Source organism: Cellulomonas sp. P5_E12 (genome assembly GCF_054049315.1).
Genome location: NZ_JBFUMP010000021.1, coordinates 31,976 through 50,836, shown reverse-complemented (window position 1 = coordinate 50,836; position 18,861 = coordinate 31,976). Strand labels below are relative to the sequence as shown.

Sequence of the window (18,861 nt, the reverse complement as noted above, 5' to 3'; positions counted from 1 at the left end):
TCCAGTGCCACGTGAGTTGCCCCTTGTCGGTTGGCTTGGGTGGCGCCACCGGTCCGGCCCGAGGATCGGACCGGCGGCGCAGCGCCCGTGGGTGCCGGGATTACCAGCGGTAGTGCGCGAAGGCCTTGTTGGACTCGGCCATCTTGTGCATGTCCTCACGACGCTTCACCGCGGCACCGAGGCCGTTGGACGCGTCGAGGATCTCGTTCATGAGGCGCTCGGTCATCGTCTTCTCGCGACGAGCGCGCGAGTAGTCGGTGAGCCAGCGCAGCGCGAGGGTCGTCTGGCGGACGGGGCGCACCTCGACGGGGACCTGGTAGGTCGCACCACCGACGCGGCGCGAACGCACCTCGAGCGACGGGCGGACGTTGTCCAGCGCGCGCTTGAGCACGACGACCGGGTCGCCCTGCGTCTTCTCACGGACACCCTCGAGGGCGCCGTAGACGATGTGCTCCGCGACGGACTTCTTGCCGTCGAGCAGGACCTTGTTGATCAGCTGCGTGACGACCGGGGACCCGTAGACGGGGTCGATGACGAGCGGCCGCTTGGGGGCCGGACCCTTGCGAGGCATCAGCCCACCTTCTTCGCGCCGTAGCGGCTGCGCGCCTGCTTACGGTTCTTGACGCCCTGCGTGTCGAGCGCGCCACGGACGATCTTGTAACGGACACCCGGGAGGTCCTTCACGCGGCCACCGCGCACGAGCACGATGGAGTGCTCCTGCAGGTTGTGACCGACACCGGGGATGTACGCGGTGACCTCGACCTGGCTGGAGAGGCGGACGCGCGCGACCTTGCGGAGCGCCGAGTTCGGCTTCTTCGGGGTCGTGGTGTAGACGCGGGTGCACACACCGCGTCGCTGGGGGGAGCCCTTGAGGGCAGGCGTCTTCGACTTGTTCGTCTTCGCCTGCCGGCCCTTGCGGACCAGCTGCTGGATCGTAGGCACTACGTCTCCGTCTGTTGGATGAATCTCTGGTCGACCGGCACCCGTCACCCTGGACGGCCGGCATGGTCGGGGTTCGTCGCCCGTCGCGCGACTACCCCGCAGGTCGTACGTCCCGCACCGACCCCCGCACCCGGGCGTGTCGCCCCGGTCCTCCGCACCGCATCCCGCAAGGTTGCCTTGACGGAGAGACGGCGCGGTGGGGGAAACCACCCGATGCTCCCGGACCCGCCCTTCCTGTTGACAGGAGGCGTCCACCGAGTGCATGCGCGAGAGCCCGACGGCGCGGGCACGGTGTCCTACGTTACCTGGCGCCCGGTGGGGCGTCAAAGCGGCTGCGTACAGCCGCAGGTGACCTGGACGACTTCACAACAAGCGTGCGCCCTGGTCGATTCCCGAGCCAGGGACGAAAGGCCCGAGGGGGCCCACCGCGCGAACGGTGGACCCCCTCGGGGTGAGAGCAGGCCGACGTCAGCGGTAGTCGCCGAAGTCGATGTCCTCGAGCGGGATCGCCTCGCCGGAGCCGAGGCCCAGGGCGGGGAAGTCGATCTCGTCGTAGCCGAAGGTCGGGTACAGCTCGGCCTTCGCCTCCTCGGTGGGCTCGACCGCGATGTTGCCGTAGCGGGGCAGACCCGTTCCGGCCGGGATGAGCTTGCCGAGGATGACGTTCTCCTTGAGGCCGAGCAGCGGGTCGGACCGACCCGACATCGCGGCCTCGGTGAGCACCCGGGTGGTCTCCTGGAAGGAGGCCGCCGACAGCCACGAGTCCGTCGCGAGCGACGCCTTCGTGATGCCCATGAGCTCCGGACGACCCGAGGCCGGCTGGCCGCCCTCGGACACCGCAGCGCGGTTCGCGTCCTCGAAGCGCCCACGCTCGGCGAGCTCGCCGGGCAGCAGGTCGGTGGTGCCGGAGTCGAGGACCGTCACGCGACGCAGCATCTGCCGCACGATGACCTCGATGTGCTTGTCGTGGATGTCCACACCCTGCGAGGAGTAGACGACCTGCACCTCGTCGACCAGGTGCTTCTGCGTCGCACGCGGGCCGAGGATGCGCAGGACCTTCTTCGGGTCCACCGCACCGACGACCAGCTGGGTGCCGACGGAGACGTGGTCGCCGTCGGAGACCAGCAGGCGCGAGCGCTTGGTGATCGGGTAGGCGATCTCCTCCGAGCCGTCGTCCGGCGTGAGGACGAGGCGACGCGAACGGTCACCCTCCTCGACCGCGATGCGGCCCGAGAACTCCGCGATCGGCGCCTCACCCTTGGGGGTGCGGGCCTCGAAGAGCTCCTGGACGCGGGGCAGACCCTGCGTGATGTCGTCGGCCGACGCCACACCACCGGTGTGGAAGGTACGCATCGTCAGCTGCGTGCCGGGCTCACCGATCGACTGGGCCGCGATGATGCCGACGGCCTCGCCGATGTCGACGAGCTTGCCGGTGGCCAGCGAACGGCCGTAGCAGCGCGCGCAGGTGCCGACGCGGGACTCGCAGGTGAGCACGGAGCGGATCTTGAGCGTGTCGACGCCCGCCTCGAGGAGGCGGTCGAGCAGCACGTCGCCGACGTCGTCACCGGCGTGACCGATGACCTCGCCGTCCACCTCGATGTCGCTCGCCAGCGTGCGCGAGTAGACGCTCGTCTCGACCTTGTCGTGACGACGCAGGGCGCCGTCCGTACCAGGCACGCCGATCGGCATGGTCAGACCACGCTCGGTGCCGCAGTCGTCCTCACGGACGATGACGTCCTGCGAGACGTCCACCAGACGACGGGTCAGGTAGCCCGAGTCGGCGGTCCGCAGAGCGGTGTCCGCCAGACCCTTGCGGGCACCGTGCGTCGCGATGAAGTACTCGAGGACCGACAGCCCCTCGCGGTAGTTCGACTTGATCGGGCGAGGGATGATCTCGCCCTTCGGGTTGGCCACGAGGCCACGCATACCGGCGATCTGGCGGACCTGCATCCAGTTACCACGCGCACCCGAGCCGACCATCTTGTAGACGGTGTTCTGGCGCGGGAAGTTCTCCCGCATCGCGTCGGCGACCTTGTCGGTGGCCTGGGTCCAGATCTCGATGAGCTCCTGGCGACGCTCGTCGTCGGTGATGAGGCCCTTCTCGTACTGGCCCTGCACCTTCGCCGCGCGACCCTCGTGCGCCTCGAGGATCTCCGCCTTGGCCGCCGGGGTGGCGACGTCGGAGATGGAGATCGTGACGCCCGAGCGGGTGGCCCAGCGGAAGCCGGCCTCCTTCAGTGCGTCGAGCGAGGCCGCGACCTCGACCTTCGGGTAGCGCTCGGCCAGGTCGTTGACGATGACCGAGAGGCGCTTCTTGTCGACGACGCCGTTCTCGTACGGGTAGTCGACCGGCAGCAGCTCGTTGAACAGCGCGCGACCCAGGGTCGTCTCGAAGAGCAGTGCGTCGCCCTCGGTCCAGCCCTCGGGCGCGTCCTCCTCGGCCAGGACCAGGTCGTCGAAGCGGATCTTCACCACGGCGTTGAGGTCCAGGCTGCCCTGGTCGAACGCCATGATCGCCTCGGAGACCGTGCTGAACGCGCGGCCGGCGCCGAGCGCCTCGTCCTTGTCGTTGGTCAGGTGGTACAGGCCGATGATCATGTCCTGCGAGGGCATGGTCACCGGACGACCGTCCGACGGCTTGAGGATGTTGTTGCTCGAGAGCATGAGGATGCGGGCCTCGGCCTGCGCCTCGGCGCTCAAGGGCAGGTGGACGGCCATCTGGTCACCGTCGAAGTCCGCGTTGAACGCGGCGCAGACGAGCGGGTGCAGGTGGATCGCCTTGCCCTCGACCAGCTGGGGCTCGAACGCCTGGATGCCCAGACGGTGCAGCGTGGGTGCGCGGTTGAGCAGCACCGGGTGCTCCGTGATGACCTCCTCGAGCACGTCCCAGACGACGGGACGCGCGCGCTCGACCATGCGCTTGGCCGACTTGATGTTCTGCGCGTGGTTGAGGTCCACCAGGCGCTTCATCACGAACGGCTTGAACAGCTCGAGCGCCATCTGCTTGGGCAGGCCGCACTGGTGGAGCTTGAGCTGCGGGCCGACGACGATGACCGAACGGCCCGAGTAGTCGACGCGCTTGCCGAGCAGGTTCTGGCGGAACCGACCCTGCTTGCCCTTGAGCATGTCCGAGATGGACTTGAGCGGGCGGTTGCCCGGACCCGTCACCGGACGGCCGCGGCGGCCGTTGTCGAACAGCGAGTCGACGGCCTCCTGGAGCATCCGCTTCTCGTTGTTGACGATGATCTCGGGCGCGCCGAGGTCGAGCAGCCGCTTGAGGCGGTTGTTCCGGTTGATCACGCGGCGGTACAGGTCGTTCAGGTCCGAGGTGGCGAAGCGGCCACCGTCGAGCTGGACCATCGGACGCAGGTCCGGCGGGATGACCGGGACGGCGTCGAGCACCATGCCGGTGGGCGAGTTGGTCGTCGTGAGGAACGCGTTGACGACCTTCAGGCGCTTGAGGGCACGCGTCTTGCGCTGGCCCTTGCCGGTCTTGATGATCTCGCGCAGCGAGTCGGACTCGGCCTCGAGGTCGAACGCCTCGAGACGCTTCTGGATCGCCGCGGCGCCCATCGAGCCCTCGAAGTAGTTGCCGTACCGGTCCTGGAGCTGGCGGTACAGCATCTCGTCGCCCTCGAGGTCCGCGACCTTGAGGTTCTTGAAGCGGTCCCAGACCTGGTCCAGGCGGTCGAGCTCGAGGTCGGCACGCTTCCGCAGCTGAGCCATCTCGCGCTCGGCCGAGTCGCGCACCTTGCGGCGGGCGTCGGCCTTGGCGCCCTCGGCCTCGAGCTCGGCCAGGTCGGCCTCGAGCTTGGTGGCGCGGGTGTTGATGTCGTTGTCGCGGCGGTCCGAGATCTCCTTCTTCTCCAGGTCGATCCCGTTTTGGAGGTTGGGGAGGTCCTCGTGCCGGCCGTCGACGTCGACCCAGGTGATCATGTAGGCCGCGAAGTAGATGACCTTCTCGAGGTCCTTCGGGGCGAGGTCGAGCAGGTAGCCGAGTCGCGACGGCACACCCTTGAAGAACCAGATGTGCGTGACGGGCGCGGCGAGCTCGATGTGGCCCATGCGCTCACGACGGACCTTCGAGCGGGTCACCTCGACGCCGCAGCGCTCGCAGATGATGCCCTTGAAGCGCACGCGCTTGTACTTGCCGCAGTAGCACTCCCAGTCCCGGGTGGGACCGAAGATCTTCTCGCAGAACAGGCCATCCTTCTCCGGCTTCAGGGTCCGGTAGTTGATGGTCTCGGGCTTCTTCACCTCACCGTGCGACCAGGCACGGATGTCGTCGGCCGAGGCAAGGCCGATACGCAGCTCGTCGAAGACGTTGACGTCGAGCAAGGGGGGTCCTACTTCCTTCGCTTGCCGGTGTGCACCAGCTGAACGGAAATGTTGCTAAGGGTGCGGGCCCGCCGCCCATCCTCACGGAAGGGCGGCAGGCTCGACGTCAGATCTCTTCGACGCTGCTGGCGTTCGGGCGCCGGGACAGGTCGATGCCGAGCTCCTCCGCTGCGCGGTAGACCTCGTCGTCGTTCTCCTTCATGTCGATGGAGACGCCGTCCGAGGAGAGCACCTCCACGTTCAGGCAGAGCGACTGCATCTCCTTGAGGAGCACCTTGAAGGACTCCGGGATGCCCGAGTCGGGGATGTTCTCCCCCTTGACGATCGCCTCGTACACCTTGACGCGGCCGGGGACGTCGTCCGACTTGATGGTGAGGAGCTCCTGCAGCGTGTAGGCAGCGCCGTACGCCTCCAGGGCCCACACCTCCATCTCGCCGAACCGCTGGCCACCGAACTGCGCCTTACCACCCAGCGGCTGCTGCGTGATCATCGAGTACGGACCCGTGGAACGTGCGTGGATCTTGTCGTCGACGAGGTGGTGCAGCTTGAGGATGTACATGTAGCCGACCGCGACCGGCTCCGGGAACGGCTCGCCGGAGCGCCCGTCGAACAGGCGCGCCTTGCCGTCRCCGCCCACGGTGCGCTCGCCGTCACGGTTCGGCAGCGTGGCCGAGAGCAGACCCGTGAGGGTCGTCTCCGGGACACCGTCGAACACGGGCGTCGCGACCGGGTTGCCGGCCGGCGACGACGCGGCGATGGCCGGGACGTCGTCCCGCCACGAGACGTCACCCTCGGCGAGCTGGATGTCCCAGCCCTGCTTGGCCACCCAGCCGAGGTGCGTCTCGAGGACCTGGCCGACGTTCATGCGGCCGGGGACACCGAGCGGGTTGAGGACGACGTCGACCGCGGTCCCGTCGGCGAGGAACGGCATGTCCTCGACCGGCAGGATCTTGGAGATGACGCCCTTGTTGCCGTGACGGCCGGCGAGCTTGTCGCCGTCCGTGATCTTACGGCGCTGCGCGATGTACACGCGGACCAGCTCGTTCACGCCGGCGGGCAGCTCGTCGCCGTCCTCACGGCTGAACGTGCGGACCTCGATGACCGTGCCGGACTCGCCGTGCGGGACCTTGAGCGACGTGTCGCGGACCTCGCGCGCCTTCTCACCGAAGATCGCACGGAGCAGGCGCTCCTCCGGGGTCAGCTCGGTCTCGCCCTTGGGCGTGACCTTGCCGACGAGGATGTCGCCGGCCRCGACCTCGGCACCGATGCGGATGATGCCGCGCTCGTCCAGGTCCGCGAGGACCTCCTCGGAGACGTTCGGGATGTCCCGAGTGATCTCCTCCGGGCCGAGCTTGGTGTCGCGCGCGTCGACCTCGTGCTCCTCGATGTGGATCGAGGACAGCACGTCGTCCTGTACGAGGCGCTGCGACAGGATGATCGCGTCCTCGTAGTTGTGGCCCTCCCACGACATGAACGCGACCAGGAGGTTGCGGCCGAGCGCGAGCTCGCCCTCGTCCGTGGCCGGGCCGTCGGCGAGCACCGAGTTGACCTCGACGCGGGCGCCGGTGTCGACCAGCACGCGCTGGTTGTAGGAGGTGCCCTGGTTCGAGCGGCGGAACTTGGCGACGCGGTAGGTCGACGTGGTGGCGTCGTCGTTGGCGACGACGATCAGGTCGGCCGACACCTCGGTGACGACACCCGGCTTCGTCGCGACGATGACGTCGCCCGCGTCGATGGCCGCACGACGCTCCATGCCGGTGCCCACGAGCGGGGCCTCGGAACGGACCAGCGGGACGGCCTGGCGCTGCATGTTGGCACCCATGAGGGCACGGTTGGCGTCGTCGTGCTCGAGGAACGGGATCAGGGCCGTGGCCACCGACACCATCTGGCGCGGGGAGACGTCCATGTAGTCGACGGCCTCGCCGGCGACGTACTCGATCTCGCCGCCCTTGACGCGGACCAGGACGCGGTCCTCCTCGAAGGCACCGTTCGCCTTGAGCGGGGCGTTCGCCTGCGCGATGACGTGGCGGTCCTCGTCGTCGGCCGTCAGGTAGTGGACCTCGTCCGAGACCTTGCCCTTGATGACCTTGCGGTACGGCGTCTCGACGAAGCCGAACGGGTTGATCCGCCCGTACGTGGCGAGCGAGCCGATCAGGCCGATGTTCGGGCCCTCAGGGGTCTCGATCGGGCACATGCGGCCGTAGTGCGACGGGTGGACGTCACGGACCTCCATGCCGGCGCGGTCGCGGGACAGACCACCCGGGCCGAGCGCGGACAGGCGACGCTTGTGCGTCAGGCCCGCGAGCGGGTTGTTCTGGTCCATGAACTGCGACAGCTGCGACGTGCCGAAGAACTCCTTGATCGACGCCACCACGGGGCGGATGTTGATCAGGGTCTGCGGCGTGATCGCCTCGACGTCCTGCGTCGTCATGCGCTCGCGCACGACGCGCTCCATCCGCGACAGGCCCGTGCGGACCTGGTTCTGGATGAGCTCGCCGACCGCGCGGATGCGACGGTTGCCGAAGTGGTCGATGTCGTCGGGCTCGACGCGGATGTCGACCGACTCGCCGGCCCGCGTGCCGGGCAGCGAGGGCAGGTCGATGTGCAGCGACGCGAGGTACTTGATGGTCGCGACGACGTCGTCCTTCGACAGGACGGAGTCGGCGAGCGGCACGTCCAGGCCGAGCTTCTTGTTCAGCTTGTAGCGGCCGACCTTCGCGAGGTCGTAGCGCTTCGGGTTGAAGTAGAAGTTCTCGATGAGCGCGCGACCGGCCTCGACCGTGGGCGGCTCGCCCGGGCGGATCTTGCGGTAGAGGTCGAGCAGCGCCTCGTCCTGCGTCTGGACGTGGTCCTTGTCCAGCGTGTCGATGACGGCCGGGTACGCCGCGAACTCCTCGCGGATCTCCGCGTCCGTCATGCCGAGCGCCTTGAGGAGCACCGTGGCGTTCTGCTTGCGCTTGCGGTCGACGCGCACGCCGACGTTGTCGCGCTTGTCGATCTCGAACTCGAGCCAGGCACCGCGGCTCGGGATGACCTTGGCCGTGAGGACGTCCTTGTCGGACGTCTTGTCGGCCGTGCGCTCGAAGTACACGCCGGGCGAACGGACGAGCTGCGAGACGACCACGCGCTCGGTGCCGTTGATGATGAAGGTGCCGCGCTCGGTCATGAGCGGGAAGTCGCCCATGAAGACCGTCTGGCTCTTGATCTCGCCGGTGGTGTAGTTGACGAACTCCGCGGTGACGAACAGCGGGGCGGCGAAGGTGAAGTCCTTCTCCTTGCACTCCTCGGCCGTGTACTTCGGCGGCTCGAAGCGGTGCTCACGGAACGACAGCGACATGGATCCGCCGAAGTCCTCGATAGGCGAGATCTCCTCGAAGATCTCCTCGAGACCAGCGGTCTCGGGAACGTCCTGACGGCCGGCCTCGAGGGCCTTGGCCACACGGCCCTGCCACTTCTCGTTGCCGAGCAGCCAGTCGAAGCTCTCCGTCTGCAGACCGAGCAGGTCCGGGACCTCGAGGGGCTCGTGGATCTTGGCGAAAGAGATACGGCGGGATGCGGTGCGGTTCGCGATGGCGTCGGCGGTCGGAGCAGAAGGGGTGCGCGAGGCAGCCAAAAGAGGGGTCCTTCCCAGCGGATCGAGTGCACGCTGCGCTGGTCCTGGCTAGGCGCGATCCCCCGGCCGGCGAGCCTCCGGACGTCGTGTACGAACGACGAGGGTGGGCTCGGGTTATACGGGATCGCGGGCACAGGCCAGCGCAAAGCGCTAGCATACTCGGCCGCTGTGGCAAAGTCCACCCGGCATCGACACCTCGGGCGAGCTCCCCGTCATCATCGACGTGGACCCTGAGGCGTCCGGTAGAACAGGCGGCTCCGCCCGTCCGGCGACGACGTTGTCGCCGCGCACATGGTGGCACAACCCGCGGGCCGACGAAAGCCTGGCACCCGTCCGGCTGTGGACGGAGGAGGTCGCCGCGACACCCGCGGTGCGACGAAGCCCGCACCCCGGGTGGGGGCACGGGCTTCGTCGGACGTCCTGCGGGAGCGTCGCTCCCTACCTCCGACCGGTCGGCGTACCGACGTGGGCGGAGGTGGTGATCACTTGAGGGTGACCGTGGCGCCAGCGGCCTCGAGGGTCGCCTTGGCCTTCTCGGCAGCGTCCTTGGCGACGCCCTCGAGGACGGCCTTGGGGGCGGCGTCAACGAGGTCCTTGGCCTCCTTCAGGCCGAGGGACGTCAGGACGCGCACCTCCTTGATGACCTGGATCTTCTTGTCACCGGCGGCCTCGAGGACGACGTCGAACGAGTCCTTCTCCTCCTCGGCCTCGACCTCGGCAGCGCCACCGGCGCCGGCGGGGGCCGCAACGGCGACGGGAGCAGCAGCGGTGACCTCGAAGGTCTCCTCGAACGCCTTCACGAACTCGGAGAGCTCGATGAGGGAGAGCTCCTTGAACGCGTCGATGAGCTCGGTGGTGGTGAGCTTCGCCATGATGGCGGTTCCTTCCGTTCGGTGCCCGGCGGCCGGTGCGGCCGACGCGAGCGGGGGTTCAGATGAGTGCCTGGAGCCGGTGGCTCAGGCAGCGACCTCGGTCGACTCCTCCAGCTTGAGCCGGAGAGCGTCGACGGTGCGTGCAGCCTGAGCGGCGGGCGCGGTGAACAGGTAAGCCGCCTGGAAGAGCGACGCCTTGAACACGTTGGCCGCCTTGGCCAGCAGAACCTCACGGGACTCGAGGTCCGCGAGCTTGGTGACGTCCGCAGCGGTCAGGGCGCGTCCGTCGAGGACACCGCCCTTGATGACCAGTGCGGGGTTCGCCTTGGCGAAGTCACGCAGTCCCTTGGCCGCCTCGACCGGGTCACCGGAGACGAAGGCGATCGCCGACGGGCCGGCAAGCGCGTCGTCGAGGCCCTCGAGGCCGGCATCCTTGGCCGCGATCGCGGTCAGCGTGTTCTTCACCACGGAGTACGTTGCGTTGCCGCTGAGCGCCTTGCGCAGCTTCTTGAGCTGAGCAACGGTGAGCCCGCGGTACTCGGTCAGCACGGCCGCGTTCGACTCGCGGAACAGGTCCGTGAGCTCTGCGACAGCGGCTGCCTTGTCCGGCCTCGCCATGGCAATCCTTCCGATGGTGGTGCCACCGGTCGTCACGCCCCACAAACGAAAGAGCCCCGCGCAGGCGCGGGGCTCGTCAGGCAGCTCGGCGCAAACCGAACCTTCCGGGAACTCTCACCTGCGCTGGCCTCCGCTGCTGCGGGACTTCGGGCGGGCCGCGATGCACACTGGCGTGAGCACGACGGACCGACGACCGGCGGTCTTTGGATGTCCCTAAGGTACGGCACGCCCGGACGACGACCAAATCCGCTCCCCGCCGGACAGCACCGGCAAGCACGTCAGGCGGCGCCGTGCGCGCTGAACGTGCACCAGTTGACGAAGCCCTCCGGCGACGACCTGTCCACGCCGGCGCGTGCCGCGTGCAGCGCTCGCGCGAGCGTCAGGCCCTGCCGCAGACCACGGTGCAGGCCGAGCATGAGGTCGACCGCGGCGACGTCCGGCACCGCGGCGATGCTGGCCACCACGCCGGCCGTGCCTTGCGCCAGCATCGCGCTGACGAAGCCGAGGATCTCGTCGCCCGCGTACGCGACGTCCGCACCCGAGTGGCACGACGCGAGGACCAGCCGGTGGGGCGCCACGCCCGCGCCGTGCAGCTCCTGGACGGTCACCGGGCCGTCCGCGAGCAGCAGCGAGGAGAACATCGGGTTGTCGGCCCGCTGCGAGCCGTGGCATGCGAGGTGCGCGAGGTCGGCGTCGGCCAGCGCGGCGACGACCTGCTCGGCCCGGGCGTGCTCCGGGGTGAGCACCAGGGCGCCGGGGTGGACCTCGCGGAGCGCGTCGACCTCTTCGCCGGCACCCACGAGATCCGGGCCCGCGACGAGCACGGTGCCGCCCGCCCCGCGCCGGGCCTGCGCGGCGYGGCGCGTCCGGACCCAGAAGCTCKCCGACGGCGCCTGGGCGAGCGGACCGCCGTGCAGGCAGGACCACGGCACGCCGTGCAGCATGCCGACCGGGACCACGACCAGCTCGTCCTCGGCCCGCACGCCCAGCGGCGCGATGAGCAGGGCGCGCAGCCGCGCGATGCGCAGGTCGGCGCTCGCCCGGGCGGCGTCCGCGGCGGCACCCCCGCGGGGGTTGGCCAGCCGTCGCAGGGCGAACAGCAGCGGCCGGAGCTCGGCGGCCACGTCCTGCTGGTCGGCGAGCTCCACCAGTCGGGCGCCCCGCGGTGCGACGACGACGGCGACGAGTCGGCCCTGGAACTTCCCGAACTCGACCAGGGTCCGCCCGTCGAGCGCCTCGCGGACCGCGGCGAGACCGGGCGCGCGGGGGCGGGCAGGCACGGGCGCGGGCGACTCGTACCCCGTGGACCAGTCGAGCACGGGCACCCGCGCGTCCCGTGACTCGTTCAGGCCACGCACGCCCACGGCCGGGGTCGGTCCCCACGACTCACGCGTCCCGACCGGACGGGCCTCCGACGGCTGCAGCCGGGCGCTCAGCGCCGCGGCGCGGGTCCGTTCCATCCACGCGAGCGTCTGCGCCGGCGACGCACCGGCCAGCACGACCCCGAGCCCGATCTCGCCGAGCTCCGCCCCGTGCCCCGACGCGAGCGCGCGCAGCTCGATGGTGGGCAGGCTCGAGCGGTGCGTGGCGAGGTCCCGCAGGCCCGCCCTGCACTCCGTCAGCACGCCGGCCGGGTGTCCCGACGCCCGCTCGGCGAGCGCACCCGCGAGCCGGCCGCGCAGCCGGACGAGCACCTGGCCACGCCCGGCGAGCGCACGGGCCCGGGACAGCGCAGGCCCCGCAGCACCCGGACGGTCCTGGTCGAGAGCCACCCGACCCGCGACGAGGTACGCCTCGACGGCACCGTGCAGATCCCCGGACCGTTCGAGCCGCCCCGCGGCGCGGCGCGCCACCCCGAGCTCGCCGAGCCCCGCGGTGCCCGCCCGGAGCCGCGCCTCCACGCCGATGAGCTGCGCGCGGGCGGCCCACGTCGCGCGACGCTGGCGCCGGGCGGCCTGAGCAGCGACATCCGCCAGTGCGCCGGCTTCCTCGGGCCGACCAGTGAGGAGGTAGATCCGCGCGAGCCGCATCTGCGCCTCGGTCAACGCAAGCTGGAGCCCCGCCGCGTCGAGCTCCTCGACCGCGCGAGCCGCGGCGGCTGCCGCCTCGGGGAGCAGCCGGAGGTCGGTCATGGCGTCGGCGTACTCCGTGTAGTACTCCCCCAGCGGGATGCCCGCGTCGACGTAGGCCTGGGCCGACCGGTCGAAGTCCCGCATGCCCTCCTGGAGGCGGCCGGCTCGGACCGCGATCCAGGCGCGGCTCTGCACCAGGGGCCCCTCGATGCTCGGCACCTTCGAGATGGCGAGCGCCACGGCTCGGTCGGCGGTGCGGATCGCCTCGTCGTACTCGCCGCGTTCGGCCAGGACGAGCGCCAGGTTGTTCGTCGCGATCGCCTCGGAGCGCGGCTCCAGGCCGCCGGCCGCGAGCAGCGACCGGTAGCGCTGCTCGGACTCGGCCAGCCGCCCAGCGTGCTGCTCGACGATCGCGAGCGAGAGCCCGACCCGACCGAGGAAGCGCGCACGCTCGGCCGGCTCGATGTCCGTCGCGCGGCTCATCGCCGCGATCGCGGCGTCGAGGTCCCGGGCTGCTGCGCCGGCGTCGCCGAGATCGTGCAGGACGGACGCCCGGCTGGCCAGCACCGTCGCCGCGACGTGCCAGACGCCGTGCCGCCGCGTGACGCGCAGGGCCTCGTCGAGCAGCGGGCGCGCGGACGAATCGTCCCATCGTGCCCTAAATGTCCCGGCCAGCAGCCGTAGGCTCAACCCCAGCAGCTCGGGGTCCTTGCGCGTGCGCGCCACCTGCACGACGGCCTGCGCCTGAGGCTCCACCGACCGCGGATCGATGTCGACCGCGTCCATCAACGAGCTGAGATGTATCAGGAGGTCGGCTCGGGCCTCTGGTAGGGCATGAGGATCGTCGTTCGGTGGAGGTGGCTCGACCCCGAGACCGGACGGGCACATCTTTCGGAGTCTAGGCGGAGCAAGGAGTACATGTGAGCACGTCAGCGGACGAACCCCGTACCCCGGGAAGGCCCTTCGGTCGCGACTACCGGACCGGTCCGGCCGTCGAGCCTGTCCCCCCACGGGTACGACAGCGTGTCCAGCGGCAGGTCGACGAGCTGGCGCAGCGGCGCACCGACGCCGGGCTGCGACGAAGGCTGAACACCGCGGTCCAGGAGCGGTGGAACCTGCGGCACGACACCCGGCTCGACGTGGTGGTCAAGGACAACGGGCTCGAGACGATGGTGGTGACCGGGGAGATCCTGGTGACCGAGTCGTCCTGGCAGGACCGAGGCGTCCGGACGTACGTGCAGCGCCGGGGGCTGGCCGAGGCGCCGCTCGGGTGCACCGACCTCGAGAGCCGCCTGGTCAGGCTGGTCAGCACCGAGCCGACCACGACCCAGCACCTGGAGGACACGGTCAGCGAGCTGCGCGCCCGCGGCTTCGCCGCGTCGCTGACCCACATCGCGCCCCTCGGCCCGATCGTCAAGCCCTTCAGCGGGGTCGCGGTGCCGACGATCGGCACCTTCGACTCGTACGACACCTTCGCCACGGGCGACGGTGCCGGTGCGCGCGTCGCCGTCGTCGACACCGGCATCGACGGCGCCCTGCGGGGCGACGGCTGGCTGACCGGCATCCCGCGGATCACCCAGGACGACCCGGCCACCCACGCCGTCGACATCAACGTCGACCCGCTCGACGCCGACCCCCTCGACGGTTTCCTCGACTTCTCCGCGGGGCACGGGACGTTCGTCAGCGGGATCATCGCCCAGGTCGCACCCACCGCCGACATCACGATGTACCGGGCGCTCGGCACCGGCGGCACCGGCAGCGAGATCGACGTGGCCTGCGCGATCGTCCGCGCCGTGCGGGACGGCGCGCAGGTGGTCAACCTGTCGCTCGGCACCCAGACCCAGTTCGACCAGCCGTCGCTCGCGATGGCCGCGGCACTCGAGGTGGTGCGGGAGATCGAGATCGAGCGCGGGGAGGACACGCTGATCGTCGCCGCCGCCGGCAACTTCGGCGACACGACGCCGACCTGGCCCGCGGCGTTCCGCCGCGTGGTGTCGGTCGGTGCCCTGACGGCAGACCTGCGCCCCAGCGCGTTCTCGAGCCACGGCTGGTGGGTGGACTGCTCCGCCGTCGGCGAGGGCGTGCTGTCGACGTACGTGCAGGGCGAGCAGTCCCCCGACTTCACGGAGGACCCCGAGACGTTCCCCGCCGACTCGTTCTCGCGCTGGAGCGGGACGTCGTTCGCCGCGCCGCAGGTGGCGGGCGCGGTCGCGCGTCTCATGCAGGAGCGTGGGCTCTCCGCCCGCCAGGCCTACGTCCAGCTGCTGGCCGACGGCCGGCCCATGCCGGACTTCGGCCAGACGTTCGACATCCTGCCGGGGGTCTGAAGTGCTGGGCACCGTTCCCACCGCGCGCCATGATGGCTCCCGAGTCCTCGGACGAAGGGATACAGACATGGACGACGAGGATCCGTACCGCCGGTGGGACGCCCCCGCGCTGGTGGCGGGCGCCCTGGGTGGGGACTCGCGTGCCTGGGGCGAGATCGTGCGGCGGCACACCCCGGCCGTCGTGGCGCGGGTGCGCCAGTTCCGGCTCACCCCGCACCAGGCCGAGGACGTCGCGCAGACCGTGTGGCTCAACCTGCTCGAGAACCTCGAGAAGCTCCGGGACCCGCACGCGCTGCCCGGCTGGATCGCCACCACGGCGCGGCACGAATGCATCCGCGTCACCAACGTGAACCGGCGCACCGTCCCCGTCGACCCGCAGGGTGGCCGGCTCGACGGCGTGTCCGACTCCGACATGGACGAGCGGATGCTGCACGTCGAGCGGGAGCGCGCGCTGCGCGAAGGCCTGGCAGAGCTGCCGGTCCACCAGCGCGAGATCCTGCTCATGCTCGCCGTCGACCCCCCGCTCAGCTACGCGGAGATCGCGGAGAAGCTCGGGGTACCCGTCGGATCGATCGGCCCCACCCGGGGCCGTGGCCTCGCCCGCCTGCGTCAGACGGCGGCGATCAAGAACTACGTGAAGGCCTGGACGGCCTCCACGGCTGAAGAAGGAGGACGCGATGTCCTGGCACTCGGATGACCGCGCCCACACCACCGGAGCGCGCGGCGACTCGCCGTGGCCCGACGACGAGGCCCTCGCGGCGGACCTGAACCTGGCGCTCGCGGAGGCGGACACCTACGACCGCGTCGTGGCCAGCGCCGACCTGGCGTTCCGCGCGCACCGCGGCATGGTCGACGCCCGCGCCGGCCTCGAGATGGACCTGCTGCTGCTCGAGCTGGTCTACGACTCGACCGCGCTGGACGCGCCCGTCGGCGTCCGCGACCGGTCCGGCGGGGCATCCCGCACCCTCGTCTTCGAGGGGCACGGCCTCGGTGTCGAGGTGGAGGTCGAGACGTCCTCGATCGAGGGCCAGCTGCTCCCCGCGACGCCGGGGCGCGTCACGCTGCGCACGCCCGAGGGCGACGTCGCGACGATCGAGACCGACGACGTCGGGTACTTCCGCTTCGACGTCCGCCCCGGCGGACCGCTGAGGCTGGAGTGCTCGAGCGACGGCGGCACCTGCATCACGCAGTGGCTGCCGTACTGACAGCCCGTCTCGCAGGACGACGAAGGCCCGGTCCGCAGGGGGAACCGGGCCTTCGTCGTGCGTGCTGCCAGCGTCAGGCGGCGTCGTCCTCGGAGGTGAGGTTCCGCGTCTTGTTCTGGTCGACCAGGATGCCGGGGCCGTTCGTGGTCGAGAACGTCGCCTTGGCGATGTAGCGACCCTTCGAGGCGGACGGCTTCAGACGCAGGATCTCGTCGAGCGCAGCGGCGTAGTTCTCCACGAGGGAGACGTCGCTGAACGAGGTCTTGCCGATGATGAAGTGCAGGTTCGCGTGACGGTCCACGCGGAACTCGATCTTGCCGCCCTTGATGTCGGACACGGCCTTGGCCACGTCCATCGTCACGGTGCCGGTCTTCGGGTTCGGCATGAGGCCGCGCGGGCCGAGGACCTTACCGAGGCGACCGACCTTGCCCATGAGGTCGGGCGTGGCGACGGCGGAGTCGAAGTCCGTGTAACCGGCCGCGACCTTGTCGATGAGCTCGTCGCCGCCGACCTCGTCGGCACCCGCGGCGCGGGCCTGCTCGGCGCGCTCGCCCGTCGCGAAGACGATGACGCGGGCGGTCTTGCCGGTGCCGTGGGGCAGGTTGACCGTGCCGCGAACCATCTGGTCCGCCTTGCGGGGGTCGACACCGAGGCGGAACGCGACCTCGACGGTCGAGTCGTACTTGGTGGTGGACGTCGCCTGCGCGAGTCGGACGGCCTCGAGGGGGCTGTAGAGGTGGCCCTCCTCGATCTTCTCGACCGCGGAGCGGTACGCCTTGCTGTGCTTCGCCATGCTGTTCTCCTGTCGTGGTCAGTCGGGCCGTTCAGGCCCTTCCACATTTCTCAGCGGACCGGAATCGGCCCGCTGTTCCTGCTTCTCGGTCTGAGCTGCGCTCAGCCCTCGACCTTGATGCCCATCGAGCGGGCGGTGCCCGCGATGATCTTCTCGGCCGCGGCCAGGTCGTTCGCGTTGAGGTCCTCGAGCTTGGTGCTCGCGATCTCGCTGACCTGCGCCTTGGTGAGGGTGGCGACCTTGACGGTGTGCGGGGTCGGGGAACCCTTGGCCACACCGGCGGCCTTCTTGATCAGCTCGGCGGCCGGCGGCGTCTTCGTGATGAAGGTGAACGAGCGGTCCTCGTACACCGTGATCTCCACGGGGATGACGTTGCCGCGCTGCGCCTCGGTGGCAGCGTTGTACGCCTTGCAGAACTCCATGATGTTGACACCGTGCTGACCGAGCGCCGGACCGATCGGCGGCGCAGGGGTGGCCGCGCCGGCCTTGATCTGGAGCTTGATGAGGCCGGTGACCTTCTTCTTCGGGGGCATAGCTGCTTCCGTTCGTGTCGTGGGCCGACGCCGTGGGCGATGACCCGGTTGCAGTGCTGAGCCGCAGGGCGGCACAGCTCAGTCAGATCTTGGCGACCTGGCTGAAGGACAGCTCGACCGGGGTCTCCCGGCCGAAGATGGAGACGAGAACCTTGAGCTTCTGGTTCTCGGCGTTGATCTCGGAGATCGTGGCCGGGAGCGTGTCGAACGGGCCGTCCGTGACGGTGACCGACTCGCCGACCGTGAAGTCGACCTTGATCTGCGAGGCGGCCTTGGCGGCGCCGGCGGCCGTGGTCGGCTGCTTGGGCTCCAGCGACGGCGCGAGCATCGAGAAGACCTCGTCCAGCGTGAGCGGGACGGGCTGGTGCGTGTGGCCGACGAAGCCGGTGACGCCCGGCGTGTGCCGGACGGCGCCCCACGACTCGTCGGTCAGGTCCATGCGGACGAGGACGTAGCCGGGGATCCGGACGCGCTTGACGACCTTGCGCTGCGCGTTCTTGATCTCCACGACCTCCTCCATGGGGACCTCCACCTGGTAGATGAAGTCCTCCATGTTGAGGCTCTGGCGACGGTTCTCGAGGTTCGCCTTCACGCGGTTCTCGTAGCCGGCGTAGGAATGGATGACGTACCAGTCGCCCAGCTGGGTGCGCAGCTGCGACTTGAACGCCGCGACCGGGTCCTCCTCGACGTCGGGCTCGTCGTCGGCCTCGGCCTCGTCGGACTCGTCGTCGTCGGACTCGTCATCGGACTCAGCAACCTCGTCGCTCTCGGTGGCCTCGTCGACGGCAGCGTCGTCGACGACGCTGTCCTGCGCCGACGCCTCGACGGCCTCGACCGACGCGATGGCGTCCTCGAGCTCCGCCTCGGCGCCCGTGGTGGGCTCCTGCGACTCCTGCGACACGTGCGAACCTGCTTTCTCCAGCGTGTGCGCCCGGCGAACTGGCGCGGTGGTTGCTCGACCCTGGTGGGGCGACTGCCTAGCTGTCGGGGCGGGGCCCCGAGCGGCCGTCAGCCTCCGAAGACCCAGAACGTGAGCTTGCCGATGCCCAGGTCGATCACGGTGACGAAGGCCATGATCACGGCGACGAACACGAGCACGACGCTCGTGTAGGTGATCAGCTCCGACCGCGTGGGCCGGACGACCTTCTTCAGCTCCGCGACGACCTGGCGGACGAAGAGCGCGATGCGGGCGAACAGGCCGCGACGAGCATCCGACGAACCCTTGCGGGCCTTGGGTGCGGACGGGCGCGCCGCCGAACCCTCGGCGTCGGACGCCGCAGCCGGTGCTGTTTCGCTCACGTCTGGCCCCTACGTCTCGTGGTGGTTCGTCAAGCCGGGCCCCGTGCGGATACCCAGCAGACGGACGGCCGACGCGTCGCGCCGGACCGACCGGCGGTCCTGCTCGCCATCTCGTACGTCCCGACACACCTGAACGTAGAAACGCGTGCGCAGGGCAGACAGGACTCGAACCTGCAACCTGCGGTTTTGGAGACCGCTGCGCTACCAATTGCGCCACTGCCCTACGACGGCCTGGGCCTCCACGACTCC

Annotated in this window: 14 protein-coding genes and 1 tRNA gene; 3 read left to right on the top strand and 12 right to left on the bottom strand. The window is 70.0% G+C overall.

What is annotated here, in order from left to right; all coding sequences use genetic code 11:
- Window positions 1-100: 100 nt before the first annotated feature.
- From rpsG to ACXJKA_RS16370, 7 genes are all read right to left on the bottom strand, one after another.
- Window positions 101-571: a 30S ribosomal protein S7 gene (gene rpsG / locus ACXJKA_RS16400; RefSeq protein WP_028045072.1), complete on the bottom strand. Its 471-nt coding sequence runs from the start codon at window positions 569-571 to the stop codon at window positions 101-103.
- On the bottom strand, window positions 571-942 hold the full coding sequence (gene rpsL, locus ACXJKA_RS16395; protein ID WP_013770160.1) for a 30S ribosomal protein S12: 372 nt from the start codon (window positions 940-942) through the stop codon (window positions 571-573). The genes rpsG and rpsL overlap by 1 nt, the downstream gene beginning before the upstream one ends.
- Window positions 943-1,410: 468 nt before the next feature.
- Window positions 1,411-5,280 carry a DNA-directed RNA polymerase subunit beta' gene (locus ACXJKA_RS16390; protein ID WP_456826279.1) on the bottom strand — a complete coding sequence of 1,290 codons (3,870 nt, stop codon included), beginning with the start codon at window positions 5,278-5,280 and terminating at the stop codon, window positions 1,411-1,413.
- Window positions 5,281-5,386: 106 nt separating this feature from the next.
- The gene (gene rpoB, locus ACXJKA_RS16385) at window positions 5,387-8,893 is read right to left on the bottom strand and encodes a DNA-directed RNA polymerase subunit beta (protein ID WP_456826278.1); all 3,507 of its coding nucleotides are present in this window, start codon (window positions 8,891-8,893) and stop codon (window positions 5,387-5,389) included.
- 482 nt (window positions 8,894-9,375) lie between these two features.
- Window positions 9,376-9,765 (bottom strand): 50S ribosomal protein L7/L12, encoded by a 390-nt coding sequence (gene rplL / locus ACXJKA_RS16380; RefSeq protein ID WP_456826277.1) that lies wholly within the window; start codon window positions 9,763-9,765, stop codon window positions 9,376-9,378.
- 84 nt (window positions 9,766-9,849) lie between these two features.
- Window positions 9,850-10,383 carry a 50S ribosomal protein L10 gene (rplJ, locus tag ACXJKA_RS16375; protein ID WP_456826276.1) on the bottom strand — a complete coding sequence of 178 codons (534 nt, stop codon included), beginning with the start codon at window positions 10,381-10,383 and terminating at the stop codon, window positions 9,850-9,852.
- Window positions 10,384-10,661: 278 nt separating this feature from the next.
- A complete protein-coding gene (locus tag ACXJKA_RS16370) occupies window positions 10,662-13,241 on the bottom strand; it encodes a CHAT domain-containing protein (protein WP_456826275.1) in 2,580 nt (859 codons plus the stop codon).
- A gap of 134 nt (window positions 13,242-13,375) precedes the next feature.
- Here ACXJKA_RS16370 and ACXJKA_RS16365 point away from each other — a divergent pair, with 134 nt between their 5' ends.
- From ACXJKA_RS16365 to ACXJKA_RS16355, 3 genes are all read left to right on the top strand, one after another.
- Complete coding sequence (locus ACXJKA_RS16365) at window positions 13,376-14,782, top strand: S8 family peptidase (RefSeq protein WP_456826274.1); 1,407 nt, start codon at window positions 13,376-13,378, stop codon at window positions 14,780-14,782.
- A 67-nt stretch (window positions 14,783-14,849) separates the two neighbouring features.
- Entirely contained in the window at window positions 14,850-15,479 is a 630-nt protein-coding gene (locus ACXJKA_RS16360) for an RNA polymerase sigma factor (protein ID WP_456826273.1), read from the top strand.
- A complete protein-coding gene (locus ACXJKA_RS16355; protein WP_456826272.1) occupies window positions 15,460-15,987 on the top strand; it encodes a hypothetical protein in 528 nt (175 codons plus the stop codon). Before ACXJKA_RS16360 ends, ACXJKA_RS16355 begins: the two co-directional genes overlap by 20 nt.
- Before the next feature lie 73 nt (window positions 15,988-16,060).
- On the opposite strand, the gene rplA is transcribed toward ACXJKA_RS16355, so the two are convergent.
- The 5 genes from rplA to ACXJKA_RS16330 form a co-directional block, all read right to left on the bottom strand.
- Entirely contained in the window at window positions 16,061-16,780 is a 720-nt protein-coding gene (gene rplA / locus ACXJKA_RS16350) for a 50S ribosomal protein L1 (protein WP_456826271.1), read from the bottom strand.
- Between the two features lie 101 nt (window positions 16,781-16,881).
- Complete coding sequence (rplK, locus tag ACXJKA_RS16345; RefSeq protein WP_056023364.1) at window positions 16,882-17,313, bottom strand: 50S ribosomal protein L11; 432 nt, start codon at window positions 17,311-17,313, stop codon at window positions 16,882-16,884.
- A gap of 82 nt (window positions 17,314-17,395) precedes the next feature.
- Window positions 17,396-18,214 (bottom strand): transcription termination/antitermination protein NusG, encoded by an 819-nt coding sequence (nusG, locus tag ACXJKA_RS16340; RefSeq protein ID WP_456826270.1) that lies wholly within the window; start codon window positions 18,212-18,214, stop codon window positions 17,396-17,398.
- Window positions 18,215-18,321: 107 nt separating this feature from the next.
- Window positions 18,322-18,612, bottom strand: coding sequence for a preprotein translocase subunit SecE (secE, locus tag ACXJKA_RS16335; RefSeq protein ID WP_456826269.1), 291 nt, complete (start codon window positions 18,610-18,612; stop codon window positions 18,322-18,324).
- A 150-nt stretch (window positions 18,613-18,762) separates the two neighbouring features.
- Window positions 18,763-18,835 (bottom strand) — tRNA-Trp (locus ACXJKA_RS16330).
- Window positions 18,836-18,861 lie beyond the last annotated feature (26 nt).